This window comes from Acidovorax sp. DW039 (assembly GCF_037101375.1).
GTDB lineage: Bacteria > Pseudomonadota > Gammaproteobacteria > Burkholderiales > Burkholderiaceae_C > Acidovorax.
Genome location: NZ_AP029019.1, coordinates 599,895 through 618,977, shown reverse-complemented (window position 1 = coordinate 618,977; position 19,083 = coordinate 599,895). Strand labels below are relative to the sequence as shown.

15 protein-coding genes are annotated in these 19,083 nt (G+C 64.5%); 8 read left to right on the top strand and 7 right to left on the bottom strand.

All coding sequences use genetic code 11. The features are described from left to right. Positions 1 to 33: 33 nt before the first annotated feature. The 4 genes from AACH87_RS02790 to AACH87_RS02775 all read right to left on the bottom strand — a co-directional run bounded on the left by AACH87_RS02790 (position 34) and on the right by AACH87_RS02775 (position 5,793). Positions 34 to 1,449 (bottom strand): NarK family nitrate/nitrite MFS transporter, encoded by a 1,416-nt coding sequence (locus AACH87_RS02790; protein ID WP_338797200.1) that lies wholly within the window; start codon positions 1,447 to 1,449, stop codon positions 34 to 36. Positions 1,450 to 1,494: 45 nt separating this feature from the next. After that, positions 1,495 to 2,778, bottom strand: a complete 1,284-nt coding sequence (locus AACH87_RS02785) for a nitrate/nitrite transporter (RefSeq protein WP_338797199.1) — start codon at positions 2,776 to 2,778, stop codon at positions 1,495 to 1,497. A 358-nt stretch (positions 2,779 to 3,136) separates the two neighbouring features. Further along, on the bottom strand, positions 3,137 to 3,814 hold the full coding sequence (locus AACH87_RS02780) for a response regulator transcription factor (protein ID WP_338798829.1): 678 nt from the start codon (positions 3,812 to 3,814) through the stop codon (positions 3,137 to 3,139). Positions 3,815 to 3,846: 32 nt separating this feature from the next. Beyond that, positions 3,847 to 5,793 (bottom strand): type IV pili methyl-accepting chemotaxis transducer N-terminal domain-containing protein, encoded by a 1,947-nt coding sequence (locus AACH87_RS02775; RefSeq protein WP_338797198.1) that lies wholly within the window; start codon positions 5,791 to 5,793, stop codon positions 3,847 to 3,849. Positions 5,794 to 5,866: 73 nt separating this feature from the next. Between AACH87_RS02775 and AACH87_RS02770 the strand changes: the two genes are divergently transcribed. The 6 genes from AACH87_RS02770 to AACH87_RS02745 all read left to right on the top strand — a co-directional run bounded on the left by AACH87_RS02770 (position 5,867) and on the right by AACH87_RS02745 (position 13,461). Next, positions 5,867 to 6,805, top strand: coding sequence for a ChaN family lipoprotein (locus tag AACH87_RS02770; RefSeq protein WP_338797197.1), 939 nt, complete (start codon positions 5,867 to 5,869; stop codon positions 6,803 to 6,805). Positions 6,806 to 6,853: 48 nt separating this feature from the next. After that, positions 6,854 to 7,702 (top strand): formyltetrahydrofolate deformylase, encoded by an 849-nt coding sequence (gene purU, locus AACH87_RS02765; protein WP_338797196.1) that lies wholly within the window; start codon positions 6,854 to 6,856, stop codon positions 7,700 to 7,702. 41 nt (positions 7,703 to 7,743) lie between these two features. After that, positions 7,744 to 8,646, top strand: coding sequence for a LysR substrate-binding domain-containing protein (locus tag AACH87_RS02760; RefSeq protein ID WP_338797195.1), 903 nt, complete (start codon positions 7,744 to 7,746; stop codon positions 8,644 to 8,646). A gap of 232 nt (positions 8,647 to 8,878) precedes the next feature. Then, on the top strand, positions 8,879 to 11,302 hold the full coding sequence (locus AACH87_RS02755) for a choice-of-anchor X domain-containing protein (RefSeq protein WP_338797193.1): 2,424 nt from the start codon (positions 8,879 to 8,881) through the stop codon (positions 11,300 to 11,302). Between the two features lie 47 nt (positions 11,303 to 11,349). Further along, a complete protein-coding gene (locus AACH87_RS02750) occupies positions 11,350 to 11,898 on the top strand; it encodes a CPBP family glutamic-type intramembrane protease (RefSeq protein WP_338797192.1) in 549 nt (182 codons plus the stop codon). Between the two features lie 60 nt (positions 11,899 to 11,958). Next, positions 11,959 to 13,461: an FAD-linked oxidase C-terminal domain-containing protein gene (locus tag AACH87_RS02745; RefSeq protein ID WP_338797191.1), complete on the top strand. Its 1,503-nt coding sequence runs from the start codon at positions 11,959 to 11,961 to the stop codon at positions 13,459 to 13,461. A gap of 85 nt (positions 13,462 to 13,546) precedes the next feature. Here the strand turns inward: AACH87_RS02745 and AACH87_RS02740 are convergent, their stop codons facing one another. Together AACH87_RS02740 and AACH87_RS02735 are read right to left on the bottom strand one after the other, a co-directional pair. After that, positions 13,547 to 14,845: a DUF445 domain-containing protein gene (locus tag AACH87_RS02740; RefSeq protein ID WP_338797190.1), complete on the bottom strand. Its 1,299-nt coding sequence runs from the start codon at positions 14,843 to 14,845 to the stop codon at positions 13,547 to 13,549. Positions 14,846 to 14,861: 16 nt separating this feature from the next. Next, positions 14,862 to 16,001 carry an aminotransferase class V-fold PLP-dependent enzyme gene (locus AACH87_RS02735; protein WP_338797189.1) on the bottom strand — a complete coding sequence of 380 codons (1,140 nt, stop codon included), beginning with the start codon at positions 15,999 to 16,001 and terminating at the stop codon, positions 14,862 to 14,864. A 166-nt stretch (positions 16,002 to 16,167) separates the two neighbouring features. Here AACH87_RS02735 and ltaE point away from each other — a divergent pair, with 166 nt between their 5' ends. Further along, entirely contained in the window at positions 16,168 to 17,232 is a 1,065-nt protein-coding gene (gene ltaE, locus AACH87_RS02730) for a low-specificity L-threonine aldolase (RefSeq protein ID WP_338797188.1), read from the top strand. Between the two features lie 41 nt (positions 17,233 to 17,273). Here the strand turns inward: ltaE and AACH87_RS02725 are convergent, their stop codons facing one another. Then, on the bottom strand, positions 17,274 to 17,996 hold the full coding sequence (locus AACH87_RS02725) for a YggS family pyridoxal phosphate-dependent enzyme (protein ID WP_338797187.1): 723 nt from the start codon (positions 17,994 to 17,996) through the stop codon (positions 17,274 to 17,276). Between the two features lie 38 nt (positions 17,997 to 18,034). Here AACH87_RS02725 and AACH87_RS02720 point away from each other — a divergent pair, with 38 nt between their 5' ends. Next, positions 18,035 to 19,078, top strand: a complete 1,044-nt coding sequence (locus tag AACH87_RS02720) for a type IV pilus twitching motility protein PilT (RefSeq protein WP_338797185.1) — start codon at positions 18,035 to 18,037, stop codon at positions 19,076 to 19,078. Positions 19,079 to 19,083 lie beyond the last annotated feature (5 nt).

Here is a 19,083-nt window from a genome sequence, read left to right as displayed (position 1 = left end):
TCTATAGGGGGGTGCTGAGGGCGCGGACATCCATCAGCAAGGCATCTCGGCGTTCTTGCGGGCGTAGTACCACCAGGTCACGACGATGCAAATGAGGTAGAAGGCAGCAAAGCACCACAGCGCAGCATTGGGCGTACCGGTCAGTGCAATCGAGCTGCCATAGCTCTTGGGGATGAAGAAACCACCGTAGGCGGCCATGGCGGCGGTGAAGCCCAGCGTGGCAGCACCCAAGGTGTTGCCTTCCTTGTTGGCGCTGGCCACTGCGGCGGGGTCATTGCGGTCCACGCCGCGCAGGGCCTCGGTCAGGAAGATCACGGGGATCATGCGGAAGGTGGAACCGTTGCCAATGCCGGTGGTGAGGAACAGCACCAGGAAGCACACAAAGAAACCTGCAAACTGGCCTTCGTTGCCAGCAGAGGGCAGGAACACCGTGACGCCCATCACGGCCACGGCCATGACAATGAAATTCCACAGCGTGACGCGTGCACCGCCGAGCTTGTCGGCCAGCCAGCCGCCAAAGGGGCGGATCACCGCGCCCACCAGCGGGCCCAGCCAGGCATAGGCCAGCGGGTTCACACCAGGGAACTGGCTCTTGATGAGCAGCGGAAAGCCTGCTGCGTAGCCAATGAAGGAACCGAAGGTGCCCAGGTACAGAATGCACATCAGCCAGTTGTGCTTGCGCTTGAAGATGGCGGCCTGCGCGGCAAACGAAGCCTTGGCGTCGGCAATGTCGTTCATGCCGAACCACGCCGCCAGCGCAGTGATGGCGATCCATGGCACCCAGATGAAGGCGGCGTTCTGCGTCCACACCTGCACGCTCTGACCGTTCTTCACCACGGTCTGCGCATCTCCCCCAAAAATCCCGAAGATGCCTGCAGTGACGACCAGTGGGCTCAAAAACTGCACCACCGACACGCCCAGATTGCCGAGGCCCGCATTCACGCCCAGCGCGGAGCCCTTGCGCTCCTTGGGGAAGAAGAAGCTGATGTTGGCCATGCTGGAGCTGAAATTGCCGCCGCCCAGGCCACACAGCAGCGCCAGGATGAGCATGGTGGGATAGGCGGTGGTGTTGTCCTGCACCGCAAAGCCGATGCCGATCGCAGGGATCAGCAGCGAAGCCGTGGAGATGGCCGTCCAGCGGCGGCCCCCCACCAGAGGCACCATGAACGAGTAGAAGATGCGCAGCGTGGCACCCGAGAGCGCAGGGGCTGCGGCCAGCCAGAACAGCTGGTTGGTGGAGTACTTGAAGCCGAGCCCTGGCAGGCTCACGGCCACGACGCTCCAGACCTGCCAGATTGCAAAGGCCAGGAACAGTGCGGGCACGGAGATCCAGAGGTTGATCTTGGCGATGGCTTCGCCCTCGCGCGCCCAGAAGGACTTGTCCTCAGGCGCCCAGAGGGTGAGCAGACGCCCCTGGCGCCCGCTGTTGGTGACGGTAGTGGCAGACATGGTGAGATTCCTTGAAGAGATCTGCAGCAGCAGTCAGAGGACGTTTCAGCGGGAAGCCGCAGCGTCTTGCGGGCCGATGACACGGGTGCGGCGCACTTCGGTGAAGTACATCCAGATGAGAGAGACCCAGACCACGCCATACATCAGCATGAAGGCGCTGGAGCGGATGCCGGTGAGGTCCATGAGTGCCCCGAACAGGATGGGCAGAACGAAGCCGCCCATGCCGCCCGCCAGGCCGACGATGCCGCTGATGGTTCCGATGTTCTTGGGGTAGTCGTCGCTGATGTACTTGAACACGCTGGCCTTGCCGAAGGCCCAGCAGATGCCCAGCAGGAACATCAGGCCGGTGAAGACATACACGTTCAGGCCGATGTGGAAGGTCTTGGCACCGTTGACGGTGAGGATGGTGAAGTCCGTCTGCGGATAGCTCAGCAGGAACAGGCAGATCCAGCTCACCCACATCACCCACCAGGTCACGCTGTGCGCGCCGTACTTGTCCGACAGCACCCCGCCAATGGCGCGCAGCACGCCGCCGGGCAGCGAGAAGCAGGCCGCAAGCAGGGCCGCCACGCGGATGTCCAAGCCATATTCGCCCACGTAGTACTGCACCATCCACAGCGACAGTGCCACGTAGCCGCCAAACACAATGCTGTAGTACTGGCAGTACTTGAGCACCTTGGGGTCCTTCAGCGCCTTGAGCTGGTCGGTGAACTTGACGTTGCTGGCGACCAGGTGGGCCGGGTCGCTGTAGGTGAACAGCCAGAACAGCACCAGCGTGCCCAGCATGATGGCGGCATACACCTGCGGCACCATGGTCCAGCCAAACGCCACCAGAATCACCGGGGCCACGAACTTGTTGACGGCCGCGCCCGAGTTACCCGCGCCATACACGCCCATGGCCGTGCCCTGGCGCTCCTTGGGGAACCAGCGCGCCACGTAGGGCGTGCCCACCGAGAACGAGCCCCCCGCCAAACCCACGAACAGGCCGATGGTGAGGAAGTGCCAGTACTCGGTGGCGTAGCCCATCATCCAGATGGCGGGCACAGTGGTGGCCATCACAGCGGCCATCACGATGCGGCCGCCAAACTTGTCCGTCCAGATGCCCAGCGGCACCCGCACCAACGAGCCGGTGAGCACGGGCATGGACATGAGCAACCCGAACTGCGTGGAGTTCAGGTTCAGCATCTTTTTGATGGGGATCCCGATGACGCCGAACATCATCCAGACCATGAAACAGACCGTGAAGGCAAAGGTGCTGACGATCAGCACCGACCAGGCCTGACGGGTGCGCTGTGGGCTGTTGCCCGCAGGCAAATTGGCTTGTGCCATGGCGCGATTCCTCTCTTTGAGCATGGGAGGAATGGTCGCGCTGCAGGCCGGTTTTGCACATCCTTCGCTAGACCAGCTAAAGCACGGCAGAAGAACTAGTGCCGCACCGGGCGGCATCGTCCGAAAGAACTATGCCCGGCAGAGATGCATCGTCCGCACATCAAAAAAGATAGCAGCCTGCGCTTTATTCATGCCATATTCAAAACAAAACAGCCTACAGCCCTCATAAAGAAAGCGCAGGCTGCTATCAATTTTGAATAGCGTCTATGGGTTAGGATCGAACCCGCTTGAACCGTTCACGCTGAACCTGAACGGGGTTTCAAGCGGGAAGATGCCCGAAGTGTTTTGTGAGCCGCTCTCAGTCATCGGCACGCTGCCGGTCTGACGCATACACCGCTGCCTGCACGCGCGAGGTCAGGCCCAGCTTGCGCAGAATGTGCTGCACGTGGATCTTTACGGTGGTCTCGGCAATGTCCAGGGCGCGGGCAATTTCCTTGTTGCTCAGGCCCCGGGCAATTTCACGCAGCACATCCTCCTCGCGCGGCGACAGGGGTGAGCCGCTTTCTTCGCCGGGAGCGGAGGGAGCTTCTGCCGCCGCCGGTGCCGGGGTGTCGATGACCGGAGCACCCTGGGCCTGGAAGGCGGCTACCAGCTTGCCCATCAACTCCGGGCTGACCACGGGTTCGCCACGGGCTGCGCGGCGTATGGCCTGCGCCAGCAGGTCACCGTCAATGGTCTTGAGCAAATAGCCTTGCGCGCCGTTGCGCAGGGCGGTGGCCAGGTCCTGGGAGTCTTCGCTGACGGTGAGCATGAGCACGCGGGAGCGGGGCGAGACTTCGCGCAGGCCGCGAATCGCGTCCACCCCCATGACGCCCGGCAAATGGTTGTCCAGCAGGATCACGTCCGGCTGCAGCCTGGGCACGAGGTGCAGGGCCTCTGCGGCATCACCCGCCTCGCCCACCACCTGCAGGCCGGCGTCCTGCCCCAGCAGGGCGATGAGGCCACGGCGAAACAGCGTGTGGTCGTCCACCACCATCAGGGTCAGGGGGCGGGCGGTTTCGGGGGCATTCACGTCAACAACTCCTGGAGGGTGGGTGTCGCAACAGCCTGGGGCTGAGCGGCGGGTGCTGTGGGTTTGGCAGGCTCGGGGCTGCGGGGCGTGCTGGGCAGCTCGATGCACACCCGCGTGCCTTGGCCTGACCGGGAATGCACCTGCACCACAGCGCCAATGCGCTGCGCACGTTCCCGCATGATGCCCAGGCCCACATGCAGCGAGTCGGGGGGCACCTGCGCCACATCAAAGCCCACGCCATCGTCCTGCACCTCAAAGCGCCAGCGGGGGTGGCGCTCCACCCGCAGCTCCACACGCGATGCGCCAGCGTGCTTGCGCACGTTGGACAAGGCCTCCTGCACCATGTGCAGCACCTGTATCTGCACATCGGGCGGCAGTGGCAGGCCGTGGCCCGACATGGAAAGGGCGGTCAGCATGCCCGTCTGGTGCTCAAACTTGGACAGGGTGGCGCGCAGGGCGGCCTCAATGTCTTCCTCGCTGGTGCGGGTGCGGAAATGCACCAGCAGCTCGCGCACGTCGCTGTAGCACTCGCGCACGCCTACATCCAGCTCGGCCATGCTCAGGTCGCGTTTGGCGGTGTCGCCCTTGGTGACGGCATCGCGCAGCAACTGGGTCTGGATCTTGAGGAAAGCCAGGGACTGGGCAATGGAATCGTGCAGCTCGCGCGCAATCAGGCTGCGCTCCTGCGCCACGGCGGCCTCGCGCTCCAGCGCGGTGGCGCGCAAGCCTTCCATGGCACTGGCCAGGTGGCGGGTCATGGCCTCCAGCAGCTCGCGCAGGCCGTCGTTCAGAACGACGGGCGAGCGGAAGAACAAGTCCACCTCGCCCAGCACGCGTTGCTGCATCTGCACCGGGATGGTGACCATGGTTTCGAAGCCTGCATCGCGGCAATACGGCAAGGCTGCCGCGGTAACAGGGGTGATGGGAATGACACGTGTGCGTGCCTTGTCCTGCGGTTGCCCGCAATGGCACGAGCCTGTGTGCAGGCAGTGCTCCTGCTCTGCCATGGCGCTGGGCAGTCCATCGTTGGCAAGCAGCACGTAACGCTCATTGGCTTCGTCGGACCAGCGCACCGCCACCGCATCCGCACCTGCCACACGGCGGATCTGGCTGACAAAGCCGTTGGCCAGCGCCTGCAGGCTGCCCGCGTCGGAGGCCAGGGCACTCACTTCATACAAGGCGGCCAGGCGCTGGTTTTGCACCGCCAGGCTGGCCGTCTTTTCCTGCACTTTCTGCTCCAGGCCTTCGTGCGACGCCTGCAGGGCATGGGCCATGAGGTTGAAGCCTGCCGAGAGCTGACCGAACTCGTCATCGGTCTCCACCGGTAGCCGCGTGCTCAGGTCGCCCTGGCGCAGCCGCGCCTGCGCGTTCTTGAGCCGGGCCACGGGGTTGATCACCAGAAGGTAGCTCACGGCCATGAAAGTGACCGCCGCCGCAATGGCCAGCGCCATCATGCACAGCTGAAACAGGTGCAGCGCAGCCGTCCAGCCCGCAATCTGCACTTCGATGGTTTCGACGAACTGGTCCACCTGCTGCACAAAATGGTCTGCCTGGGCCAGTACCTGGGCACGGTCGGGGCGGTCTGCCTGCGTCCACTGGCGTTGCAAGCCCGCCCATTCGGCGCAGATGGCATCAAAGCGTGAGCGGGAGGCGTCGTTCCAGGGCACAAACAGGGGGCGAGAGGGATCGCCAGTGCGCAGCAGCTCCAGGCTGGCGTCGAATTCCTGCGCTCTCTGTTGCACCGCCTGCACGGGCTCCGTCTGCAGAACCAGTACCATGCGCAGCATATTCATGCGCAGGCGCCCCGCTTCATTCACTGCGGCGGCGCCCCCCTCCAGCTTCCAGGTCACCCAGAGCGTGAGCCCGATGGAACCCAGCGCTACCAGCAAGAAGCCAGCGCCCAGCGCCAGCAACTTTGCGGTCAGGGAGGGGGATGTTTTCATGCTCCGCAGTGTAGACACATGCGAAGTAGGCACTCTTGACCCAAGTCAAGACACAACCGCGTAGCATTTGCGCATGCTCCGTTCTGCTACACGTCTCCACGTCTCGCTTGCCCGCCCCCCTGTCTCTGCCCCCACCCTGGCACGCCGCAGCTTCTGCGCCGCGTTGGTGGCCATGGCAGCCACAGGCTGTGCCCACCGGAGCCCGAGCGCATCGGGTGATCAGTGGCCGCTGGTGTTACGCACCGTGCTGCCTGCCGATGTGCTGCTGCTGGGCGAACAGCATGACGACCCGGAACACCAGCGCATGCAGCATGCCGCCGTGGAGTGGCTGGCCATACGCAACCAGCTGGGTGCCGTGGTGCTGGAAATGGCCGAGCGCGGCACCAGCACGGCCCAACTGCCCACCGAGGCCACCCCCGCCCAGGTGCAGGCCGCCCTGCAATGGCAGGACTCTGCCTGGCCGTGGGAGAAGTACGGCCCCGCCATCATGGAAGCGGTGCGCGCAGGTGTGCCGGTGCTGGGTGGCAACCTGCCGCGCACCCAGGCCCGGGTGGCCATGCGCAATGCCGAGCTGGACCAGGCGCTGCCCCCGCCCGCACTGGAGCGCCAGCGCCAGGCCATCCGGGACGGGCACTGCCAATTGCTGGCAGAAGCGCAGGTTCCCGGCATGGCTCGCATCCAGGTCGCCCGCGACAAGGCCATGGCCCAGACGCTGGTGGAGGCGCAACGCAAATCTTCCAACACCACGGCCAACACGGTGGTACTGATTTCTGGCGCGGGCCACTCTCTGCGCACCGTGGGGGTGCCCGTGCATCTGCCCCCACAGCTCACCACCCGGGTCATTGTGGCCTTGCAGCAGCGCGCCCCAGAGGGTGACAGCGACAAGAATGGCGACGCGGCCACCGCCAAAGAGGTGGGCCGACTGGTACCTGCAGAGGCTGACCTGGTGTGGATATCCCCCTGGCGGGACACCCCTGACGCCTGCGAAGCACTGCGAAAAAAGCTGGAATGAACGCCCTTGCGGGCAAACCCTATGCAGTGCTGCGACAATGTTGCGGCTATGACCCAAGCCTATATCCTTACCCTGTCCTGCCCTGACCGACTGGGGCTGGTGCACGCCGTGTCCGGATTCCTGATGGAACACGGCGGCAACATTGAAGAAGCCGCCCAGTACAACGACAACGCCACGGGCCTGTTCTTCATGCGTGTGCAGTTCGCGTGCGACCAGCACGACCACGGCACCCTCAAGAGCCGACTGGCCACCTTTGCCGAGCCCTTCCAGATGCGCTGGAGCCTGCACACCACGGCCGAACCCATGAAAACCGTGCTCATGGTCAGCAAAGAGGGCCATTGCCTCAACGACCTGCTGTTCCGCTGGAAATCCGGCCTGCTGCCCGTGGACATCCGCGCCATCATCAGCAACCACCGCGACTTCTACCAGCTGGCCGCGAGCTACAACGTGCCGTTCCACCACATCCCGGTCACGGCGGCCACCAAGGCCCAGGCCGAGGCCAAGCAGTTCGAGATCATCGAAGCCGAAGGCGCAGAGCTGGTGGTGCTGGCGCGCTACATGCAGGTATTGAGCGATGACCTGTGCCGCAAGCTGGCAGGCCGCGCCATCAACATCCACCACAGCTTCCTGCCCAGCTTCAAGGGTGCCAAGCCTTACTACCAGGCCCATGACCGTGGTGTGAAGCTGATTGGTGCCACCGCGCACTACGTGACGGCCGACCTGGACGAAGGCCCCATCATCGAACAGGACGTGGCCCGCGCAGACCACACCGACACCGTGGAAGACCTCACCGCCCGTGGCCGCGACACCGAAAGCCAGGTGCTGGCACGCGCAGTGAAGTGGCACAGCGAGCACCGTGTGCTGCTCAACGGTCACAAGACAGTGGTGTTCCGCTAAAGCCTTTGCTGGCTTGATGCGGGCTTGATGGGTGCATTGAAGTGGCCACCACCGCTGCAGCCTCCTTGCTCAGCAGCGCCGCCCGGCGCATTCCGCCCATCCAGTGCCTGCTGACGTTTGAGGCGCTGGCGCGGCTGCGCAGCGTGACGCAGACTGCCGATGAGCTGTGCGTCACGCCCAGCGCCGTGAGCCACCGCGTCAAGCAACTGGAGCAGATGCTGGGCGTGCGCCTGTTCGGACGGGCGGATTTTTCGCTCACCACGGAAGGCAGCGCCTACCTGGCCCATGTGCGCGAAGGCCTGGGGGCACTGCAGCGTTTCCCCGGTGAAGCCACGGCGCCCGGCCGCAGACGGCTGAAGCTGGCCGTGACGCCCACCTTTGCGCGCACCATCCTCATCCCGCGCCTGCGGCAATTCACCGAGGCCTACCCCGAAATCGACCTGGCCCTGCAAGTCTCGATTCCGCTGCTGGACGTGGTGGCCGAGGATGCTGACCTCATGGTGCGCTTTGGGCCGGGTCACTATGCCGATGTGGAGCATGTGGAGCTGGCCCGCGACGTGGTCACGCCCCTCGCCTCACCCGCCTTCATCCGCGAACACGGCCCGTTTGAGCGCCCGGAAGACCTGGAAGGCCTGCCCCTGCTGCGCAGCCCGCTGGAGCCCTGGCGCACCTGGTTCACCGTCAGCGGGCTGGACTGGGCAGAGCCCAGCGAAGGCTCGCAGTTCAACGACATTGGCCTGATGTGCGATGCCGCCGCTGCTGGCATGGGGGTGGCGCTGGTGCGCCTGAAGCTGGGTGCGCCATGGCTGGACCACGGCACCCTGGTGCGACTCTTTCCCACGGACGCCCACAGTCCCCACGCGCACTACCTGTGCTGGCGCGCAGGTGCCATGGAGCGCTGGGAATGCGCGGCTTTTGCGCAGTGGCTCAAGGCCACACTCTGAGCAACCGAGCCCTCTGCCCCCCTGCCCACTGGACAGACGCACCGTTCCAGTCAAGAAAAAAGGTTGGCGTGCACTTGCGCACTTTTTTGTTGCCATTCTTTTTGGCCTGCAGATACTCCGCGCAGGAGAGGGAAATCACGTGCTGAAAAGCACAGCCGCAGGCGCCAGGCGTTGATACAAACGCTGCGCTGCAGCGCCCTCCTTCCGTGTATTGACCGCAAGGAGTTCGACGATGAAAAGCATGACCCCGGGCCTGCAGCGCCCTACCCTGAAGCGCGTTGTGGCCGCCGCACTGGCTGCCACCATGGCCATTCAGCCCTACATGACCGCCCAGGCGGCCAACCACCCGCTCACCACTGTGCGTGATGTGAACATCATCGATTACGTGGTGAACGTGGACTGGGACTACGACAATCCGCCCACGCAACAGGACAACCCTGGTCAGCTGCTGGACCGGGCCTACATCACCCAGGTGATCCGCACCGTGGCCCGAAGCAAGTTCACCGCCACGGAAGGCCGCCACCGCCTGGGCAACGTGTTCATCTACAAGAACGGACAATTCGGCAACAACGTCGATATCCGGATGATCAACAAGTCCGACCGCTCGGCAGCCAACATTTCCGGCTGGGGCACGCGCGGCCAGACTTCCTATAACTACCTGGCCTACAGCGGCGCTTTTGAAAGCATTGACGCCCTGGGCAAGGTGATCAACCACGAACTGGGCCACTACACCTACGGCCTGTACGACGAGTATGTGGAGGCGGGTGCAGCCCTCAAGCCCAGCGACCCAGGCAGCCCGTCTGGCGAAGACACGCCCAAAAACACGGCCATGAACAACCACCTGGAGTTCGTGTCGTTCTCAACCCCCGCCGACTACACCAACCCCGCTGAACGCAAAACCGCCCAGGCCCGCATGATGGCCACGCAAAGCGACGGCACCGGCGGCAGCGCCTGGGAAATGCTGACGCGCCCACCCGAACAAGACCCCGAAGTGGCCCGCGGCCAGGGGCGTACATTCTTCGAGGCGTTCCGCGGCATCGACCCCAAGACACTGAACCTCACCCGCCCCACCACCGGGTTTGATGCCGACCTGAAGCTGATCTTTGCCCCGGCGCCCGTGTTCCGCGACGTGATCGTGGTGGACCGTACGCTGCCAGCAGCCCGCCTGGCAGACCTGATGCAGGCCGCCAAGACCCTGATTGGCCAAGCCGCAGCCAACACCCAGTTCGCCATCGTGGCGTCTCCTGCTACAGGAAACGAACCTGTAGCAGCGTTCACTACGGCAGATGCCGCAGGCAAGCAGACGCTGACAGCGGCACTCGATGCGATTCAGGCCGATACAGCGGGCACGTTCAACGCACTCACCGCCTTCACCAAGGCCTATGAGCTGATTGGCGCCGCGCGCCAGGCGGGCGACCCTGCCACACTGCACCTGCTCACCGGTTCCGAAACCCAGGTGCCAGCAGAAGCTGCATCCACCGCCAAGACCGCTCGTATCGCGGTGAATCCCTTGGGCTTGACGGGCGGCACGCCAGAGGCCCGCGCCATGCGCGCCAAGACGGCAGTGCTCCAGTCCAAGGCAGGCGCTTCGGTGAACCTGACACAACTGGCCCAGTTCACAGGCGGCGCGTACAACTCGGCCCGCAACGGCGCAGAAGCCGCCAAGGATGTGACCCGCGCACTGAACGAAGTGCATGCCAAGGCCATTGCATCGGTGCGGCTGGATGGTTCTGACGCGCTTGCAGCCAACGGCAGCTTCAGCACCAAGTTCCGCATCGCCAGCGCTGCGCTGGATGGCGCCGTCGATGTCGAAAGCTACTTTGATCCATCGGATGCCAAGAAGCTCAGCTTCAGCCTGACGGCGCCCGATGGCCGCGTATTCACTCCCGCCAATGCACCGGCTGGCATCGACATGGAGCTGGACGCCGCAGAAGGCGTGTTCGTAGCCACCATCGGTACCGAGGTGTCGGGCCGCAACGGCGTATGGACGCTGAAGGCGACCAGCAATGCCGCCATGGTGGATGGCCTGAGTGTGGATGTGAGCAGCGCGTCCCGTCTGGCCCTGAATGGCGAGGTCACCGGCGGTCTGCTGGCCACCGTCAACACCGCCCCCACCCTGCGCGCGACGCTGGCCTCTGACAAGCGTATCAAGGGCGCTACGGTGCGAGCCACGGTCTACAACGAGGATGGCCAGGCTGTGCTCGAAAACCTGGTGATGCGCGATGACGGGGTGGCCCCAGACCTGCGCGCAGGCGACGGGGAGTACGCCGTCTCGCTCAAGGACAAGCTCAAGGCGGGCGAGTACTACGCGATTGTGGAAGCCAACAACGATGGCTCTGCCGTGATCGCCAGCCTGGGTGCGCTGGTCAAGGGCGCCCGCGCCGAAGAGACGCCTGTGGAAGCATTCCAGCGCGAGGCAGAGGTCTCCTTCACGCTGGAGGCCACGGCCACCGGTGTGCTGGGTACCGGCGGCACGCCAACACCCACACCAACCCCGACACCCACGCCAACACCCACCCCTGGCAGCGGCGACAGTGGCGGTGGTGGCTGTACGGTCAACCCTGATGGGCGCGACGCTTCGCTGCTGGCACTTCTGGGCCTGGCACTGGCAGGCGCTGCGCTGCGCCGCCGTCTGCGCCAGGCAGATCGCGGCTGAGGGCCACTGACAGCACAGGACTCAGCAGAACTGCAACCTGAAATGCCATGAGACTGACTCAGCAACGCCCCTTGAACGCCTTGGCGCAGATCCTGAGCGCCGGGCGGCAGGTGCGCCCACTCACCACCCGGTTGCTGGCCTTTCTGGCGGGAGTGTGGGCGGCTGCGGCAGCCGTGGCATGGCTGGCACACCACTGGCTGGGAATGGGGCTGCGCCCTGCGGGAGCGGGGGCATGGCTTTGGGTTCTGCTGGGGGCTCCTGTGCTGGAAGAGTCCGTCTTTCGGCTGCTGGTGCAGAGCAGCCTGCACGAGGGGCTGCAGCGGTGGCGTCCGCCACTGCGCAGCAGATTCTGGCCCCGCTCGGCCGCAGTGCGTACAGCGGTGGGGCGGTGGTCTGCAGAGCACGGCGCCACCACGCTGACCGCGATGGCGTTCGCCGCAGCCCACGCCCCGGCCCATGGCTGGCACTGCCTGTGGTGGCTGGTGCCGGGCTGGGCGCTGGCCGAGGTGTGGCGCCGCAGTGGCAGCCTGGGTGCCTGCATTGCCACCCATGCCTGGTTCAACTTGAGCCTGGCACTTTTGTCACGTGGGCTGTGACGAAACTTCAACCCGTCCCGCCCCCACAAACGGCCCTGCGGGCGTTACAGTGCGGCGGTGATGACCGAAACCGCCCTACATCCCACCCTATCCCCTGAAGAACGGAAGACGCTGCAGCACCGCGTGGTGCAGGCTTTGTCTGCCGTGGTGCCACAGCACGCCCTGCTCTGGCACAGCGAAGACACCACGCCCTACGAGTGCGATGGCCTCACGGCCTACCGACAGCGGCCTTTGGTGGTGTGCCTGCCCGAGACGTACGAGCAGGTGGCCGCCGTGCTGAAAACCTGCCATGCACTGCAGGTGCCAGTGGTGGCGCGCGGGGCAGGCACAGGCTTGTCGGGCGGTGCCATGCCCCACGCTGCAGGCGTCACGCTGTCGCTGGCCAAGTTCAACCGCATTCTGGATGTGGACCCGGTGAGCCGCACGGCGCGGGTGCAGTGCGGTGTGCGCAACCTGGCCATCAGCGAGGCGGCTGCGCCCTACGGGCTGTATTACGCGCCCGATCCCAGCAGCCAGATCGCCTGCACCATCGGCGGCAACGTGGCAGAAAACTCCGGCGGTGTGCACTGCCTGAAGTACGGGCTGACGGTGCACAACGTGCTCAAAGTCAAGGGGTTCACCGCCGAAGGCGAAGCCGTGGAATTTGGCAGCGAGGCGCTGGACACGCCCGGCTACGACCTGCTGGCCGCAGTGATCGGCAGCGAGGGCATGCTGGCCGTGACCACTGAGGCGACCGTGAGGTTGATCCCCAAGCCCCAGCTGGCGCGCTGCATCATGGCCAGCTTTGACGATGTGCGCAAAGCGGGCGACGCCGTGGCGGCGGTGATTGCGGCAGGCATCATCCCCGCCGGGCTGGAGATGATGGACAAGCCCATGACCGCTGCCGTGGAAGACTTTGTGCACGCGGGCTACGACCTGACAGCCGAAGCCATTTTGCTGTGCGAAAGCGACGGCACCCCCGAAGAGGTGGAAGAAGAAATTGGCCGTATGAGCGAGGTGCTGCGCGCTGCAGGTGCCACCGCCATCAGCGTGAGCCGCGACGAAGCCGAGCGCCTGCGCTTTTGGAGCGGGCGCAAAAATGCCTTTCCGGCCAGCGGGCGCATCAGCCCTGACTACATGTGCATGGACTCGACCATTCCGCGCAAGCGCCTGGCCGACATCCTGCTTGCCATTGCCGAGATGGAGAAAAAGTACCAGCTGCGCTGCGCCAACGTGTTCCACGCGGGCGATGGCAACCTGCACCCGCTGATCCTTTTTGATGCGAACGACCCCGACCAGCTGCGCCGCTGCGAGCTGTTTGGCGCCGACATTCTGGAAACCAGCGTGGCCATGGGCGGCACGGTGACAGGTGAGCACGGCGTGGGCATCGAGAAGCTGAGCAGCATGTGCGTGCAGTTCTCTGCCGAGGAAAACGCGCAGATGTTCGGGCTCAAAAACGCGTTCGACCCGGCGGGGTTGCTGAACCCGGGCAAGGTGATTCCAACGCTACACCGCTGCGCGGAGTACGGGAAGATGCTGGTGCGCGGGGGGCAGATCAAGCACCCGGATCTGCCAAGGTTTTGATATTTTTTGGCTCTAGCGCTTGATAGATAGGCGCAATCAGCTATTAGATCAATAGCACATTGCGTCTGACGTCAGCCCGACTGAATCACCCGCCCACCAGCAAGCGCCAGATGTCCCCCGCATGGGAGACGCCAAACAGGACCAGCCCGATCAACCCGCCCACCAGGGTGCCGTTGATGCGGATGTACTGCAGGTCTTTGCCGATGTTCAGCTCGATCAGGGCTGACATCTCCTCGGCATCCCAGCGGCGCACGGTGTCCTCGATGTGCTGGGCAATGAAGGCGGACACATCGGGGGCCAGGCCTTGCACCCACTGCTCCAGTCGCTCATTGAACGCGTGGCGCAAGGCGGCATCGCCCGCCAGCGATTCGCCCAGCCACACCCCCAGCTTGCGCACCTGCCGGGCCAGCACCGAGTCGGCGTCTGCCAGATCGCGCTGCAATGCATGGCGCAAATCCAGCCACAGGGTCTGCACATAGCCGCCCACCATGGGGTCTGTCTGCAGATAGGTGCGAATCTCCTCGCCCTTGCGCAGCCAGTCCGGGTCGGTCCGCAAACGCTCGATGAAACGCTGCAGCGCACCGTCAAACTGCGCGCGCAGCGCATGCTGGGGGTTGGCGGCCACATCAGCCATCAGGCTTTCCAGCGCGCGCGCCAACAGGCCCGAGCCTTTGTCGCCCAGCCAATCGCTGGGCAGCAGTTTTTCGGTGCGGGGATGGTCCTTCTTGAGCCATGCCACGATGGACTGCGCCACCCAGGCACGGGTTTCCGGGTTCTGCAGCAACTCGGTCAGCTTGACCAGCACCTCATCAAGCAGGGCCTGGTGGCGGCCCTTGTGGGTCAGGGTGTCGAGCACGGCAGCCAATGCGCGCGACATGTCCACCTGCCCGATCAAGGCCCGCGCCGCTTTCTGGATGAAGCGCTCCACCTGCGCGTCCTGCACCGTATCCAGCGCGGCCGATACCAGCCGCGTGGCCTGCTGGCCCAGCAGCTCGGCATGGCCGGGCGCCAGCAGCCATTGGGCGAGGCGCTCGGCGGGGTCGTGCCGACGTATCAGCGAGACAAGCGAGGGCACATCGAGAAACTTGTCGCGCACAAAGGTGCCCAGGTTGCGGCCTATGCGCTCCTGGTTGCGCGTAATGACGGCGGTGTGCGGAATGGGCAAGCCCAGCGGGCGGCGGAACAGCGCCACCACCGCAAACCAGTCGGCCAGGGCCCCCACCATGGCGGCTTCGGCCACGGCCTTGAGGCAGTTGAGGGCCAGGCCGCGCTCCATCAGGCTGGTGCCCACAAACACGGCGAATGCCAGCAGCAACAGACCCAGTGCCTGCCGCTTGGCGCGGCGCAAGGCCTGGGCGGCAGGGGTGTGGAGTCCTGCGGTCATCCGGGCCGGGGCCGCTTCAGCCCGCAGAGGCAATCTGGTCGAGCGCCTTGGACAGGTGGCCCACGGTGCGGTCTACGTTGTGCCATTTCTCCAGGCCAAACAGGCCGATGCGGAAGGACTTGAAGTCCGGTCCCTCATCGCACTGCAGCGGCACGCCCGATGCGGTCTGCAGGCCCACTTCCAGAAACTTCTTACCGGTCTGAATGCCAGGATCGGTGGTGTAGCTCACCACCACGCCGGGGGCCTTAAAGCCTTCCGCGGCCACGCTGGGGAAGCCGCGCGACTCCAGCAGCGCACGCACCTTGGCGCCCAGTTCGATCTGCTCTTCGCGCACCTTGGCAAAGCCGTAGGCACGGGTCTCGGCCATCACGTCGCGCAGGCGCACCAGCGCATCGGTGGGCATGGTGGTGTGGTAGGCGTGCTGGCCTTTTTCGTAGCCCTCAGCAATCTGCATCCACTTCTTGAGGTCGCACGAAAAGCTGCTGCTCGTCGTGCCATCGATGGCCTGACGCGCACGCTCGCTCAGCATCACCATGGCGCAGCAGGGCGAGCCACTCCAGCCCTTTTGCGGAGCAGAGATCAGCACATCCACGCCGGTGGCCTGCATGTCCACCCACATGGCGCCGGAGGCCACGCAGTCGAGCACGAACAGCGCGCCCACCTCGTGGGCGGCAGCCGTCAGCGTGCGGATGTAGTCGTCTGACAGGATGATGCCGCTGGCGGTTTCTACATGGGGCGCGAACACCACCTTGGGCTTTTCGGCTCGGATCGTGGCGGCCACTTCTTCCGCCGGGCATGGAGCCCAAGGTGCCTGCGAGCCGCTGCCCTGCTGGCGCGCCTTGCACACCACAGAGCCGCCGCCCAGACCTTTGTCGGCGTCAAAAATCTGCGTCCAGCGGTAGCTGAACCAGCCGTTGCGCACGATGAGCACCTTTTCCTTGTTGGCGAACTGGCGTGCCACGGCTTCCATGCCGAAGGTGCCGCTGCCGGGCACCAGTACGGCGGTGTGTGCATGGTAGACCTCCTTGAGGGTGGCCAGAATGTCCTGCATCACGCCGGTAAAGCGCTTGGACATGTGGTTGAGCGCGCGGTCGGTGTACACCACCGAGAATTCGAGCAGGCCATCGGGATCGATATCGGGCAGAAGTCCGGGCATGGCAACAGGTCTCCATCAACAAGGGGCGAAAGAATGCGGCCCACCGCTTGTGTCAGCAAGCCGGTGTGGGCGCACGGGTCTGTTTCAGCTTAGCACGCACCCAGACGCAACCTGGGCAGCCATCACCGCTTACGATCCGTAGATTGATTTTCCGCAGGACATCCGCATGCCCGACTTTCGCAGTGACACCGTTACCCAACCCACGCCCGCCATGCGGGAGGCGATGTTCAAGGCCCCGCTGGGGGACGATGTCTTCGCCGATGACCCCTCCGTCAATGCCCTGCAGGACTACGCTGCACAGTTGCTGGGGTTTAAGGCGGCACTCTTTGCGCCTTCAGGTACGCAAACCAACCTGATTGCGCTGATGACCCATTGCCAGCGGGGGGATGAGGCCATCGTGGGGCAAAGCTGGCACACCTACCGCTGGGAAGGGGGCGGCATGGCGGTGCTGGGCTCCATCCAGCCACAACCTGTGGAAACCCAGCCGGACGGCACGCTGCGCATCGCAGACATCGCGGCGGCCATCAAACCCGACGACCCACACTTTGCGCGCACCCGCCTGCTGGTGCTGGAAAACACCACGGGTGGCCAAGTCCTTCCTCCAGCGTATGTGGCAGAGGCGACGGGGCTGGCACGCCAGCGCGGTCTGGCCCTGCATCTGGACGGTGCGCGGCTGTTCAACGCCGCTACGGCCAATGCCGCCCGGCATGGCAGCGATGTGTATGACGAAGCCCGCACGCTGTGCGGCCACTTTGACTCGGTGTCTCTGTGCCTGAGCAAGGGGCTGGGTGCGCCAGTAGGCTCTTTGGTGCTGGGCAGCCGCGATTTCATCCACCGGGCCCGGCGCGTGCGCAAGATGCTGGGGGGAGGCATGCGCCAGGCCGGCCTGCTGGCAGCAGCGGGACAATTTGCACTGGAGCACCAGGTGCGCAGGCTGGCAGAAGACCACGCCCACCTGGACACCTTGGCCCAGGGGCTTCAGCAGGCGGCCGAGAGCCACCCCGTGCTCCAGGGGCGCATCACGGTTCAGCCATGGCAGACGAACATCCTGTTCACTGATATCCATGCCGATGTCGCGCCTGCGCTGCTGGCATGGCTGGCCCAGCATCAGGTGCGGGTGACAAGCGGGCTGTATGCAGGGCAGTCGCGGGTGCGCTGGGTGACGCACCTGGATGTGAACGCGGTAGACGTAGCGCAGGCGCTGGACTGCATCGCTCGCTTCAAGGGCTGATTACGGGCACCTTTGCAGGCAGGCGTGCAGAAGGGCGGGGCTCAAGCGTAAGTGCGGCCACCAAAAATGCCTGTGCCCACCCGCACCATGGTGCTACCGGCATGAATGGCCGCCTCCATGTCACCCGTCATGCCCAGGGAGAGGGTGTCCCACGGCTGCGCCCATGGCGCGCCAGCGGCAGCCAAGGCGGCCCGAATGTCTTCAAACAGCTGGCGGGCCTGTTCGTGAACCGCCTTTTGCGCGGCAAAGTCGGGCGCGGGCTCCGGAATGCTCATGAGCCCCCTGAGGCACAGTCGTGGCAGTTTCGCGACATCCAGCGCAAGTTGCAGGGCGTCTGCGGGAGACACGCCCGCCTTGTTTTCCCCGCCGTCCACATTCACCTGAATGCAGATGTTGAGCGGAGGCATATCGGCAGGCCGCTGGTCCGACAGGCGCTGGGCGATCTTCAGCCGGTCCACCGTGTGGGCCCAGTCAAAGTACTCGGCCACCCATTTCGTCTTGTTGCTCTGTATAGGGCCAATGCAGTGCCACTCCAGCCGGTGGGGTGACGACTGGCGCAGCGAGATGATCTTGTCCACCCCTTCCTGGATGTAGTTTTCGCCAAACGCGCGCTGCCCGGCGGTCACCGCTTCTGCCACGGCATCGGCGCCGAAGGTCTTGGAGACAGCGAGCAAACGCACTTCTGCGGGGGCACGTCCAGCGGCGCGGCAGGCCTGCGCAATGCGGTCATTGACCTGTTGGAGGTTGGCGGCAATCGTAGTCATAATGGCCGCCAAGCGTACCAAACGATAGAGGGGAACCCGTGGACATTACCCAACTGCTGGCATTCAGCGTCAAGAACAAGGCCTCCGACCTGCACTTGTCGGCAGGACTGCCGCCCATGATCCGGGTGCATGGCGATGTGCGACGCATCAATGTGGAAGCGCTGGACCACAAGACGGTGCACGCCATGGTGTACGACATCATGAGCGACTCGCAGCGCAAACAGTATGAAGAGTTTCTGGAAGTTGACTTCTCGTTCGAGATCGAAGGTCTGGCACGTTTTCGCGTCAATGCCTTCAACCAGAACCGCGGCGCAGCCGCCGTTTTCCGGACGATTCCGAGCAAGATCCTGACGCTGGAGCAGCTCAACGCGCCCAAGATTTTTGGCGACCTGGCACTGAAGCCGCGCGGCCTGGTGCTGGTGACAGGCCCTACGGGCTCGGGCAAGTCCACCACGCTGGCGGCCATGGTCAACTACCTGAACGAAACCGAATACGGCCACATCCTCACGGTGGAAGATCCGATCGAGTTCGTGCACGAATCCAAAAAGTGCCTGGTCAACCAGCGTGAAGTCGGCCCGATGACCCTGTCGTTCGCCGCTGCGCTGAAGTCTGCGCTGCGCGAAGACCCGGACGCCATTCTGGTGGGTGAAATGCGTGACCTCGAAACCATTCGCCTGGCCATGACGGCTGCGGAAACAGGCCACTTGGTGTTTGGCACGCTGCACACGTCCAGTGCCGCCAAGACCATCGACCGGATCATCGACGTGTTTCCCGCCGAAGAAAAGGAAATGGTCCGCGCGATGTTGTCTGAGTCGCTGCAAGCGGTGATCTCGCAGACACTGTGCAAGACCAAGGACGGCTCCGGCCGCGTGGCCGCCCATGAGATCATGCTGGGCACCAGCGCCATCCGCAACCTGATCCGCGAAGCCAAGGTGGCGCAGATGTACTCCACCATCCAGACCAGCAACAGCGTGGGCATGCAGACTCTGGACCAAAACCTGACTGATCTGGTCCGCCGCAACATCATCAGCCCTGCAGAGGCACGCAGCAAAGCGAAGATTCCCGAGAACTTCCCAGGCTGACGGGC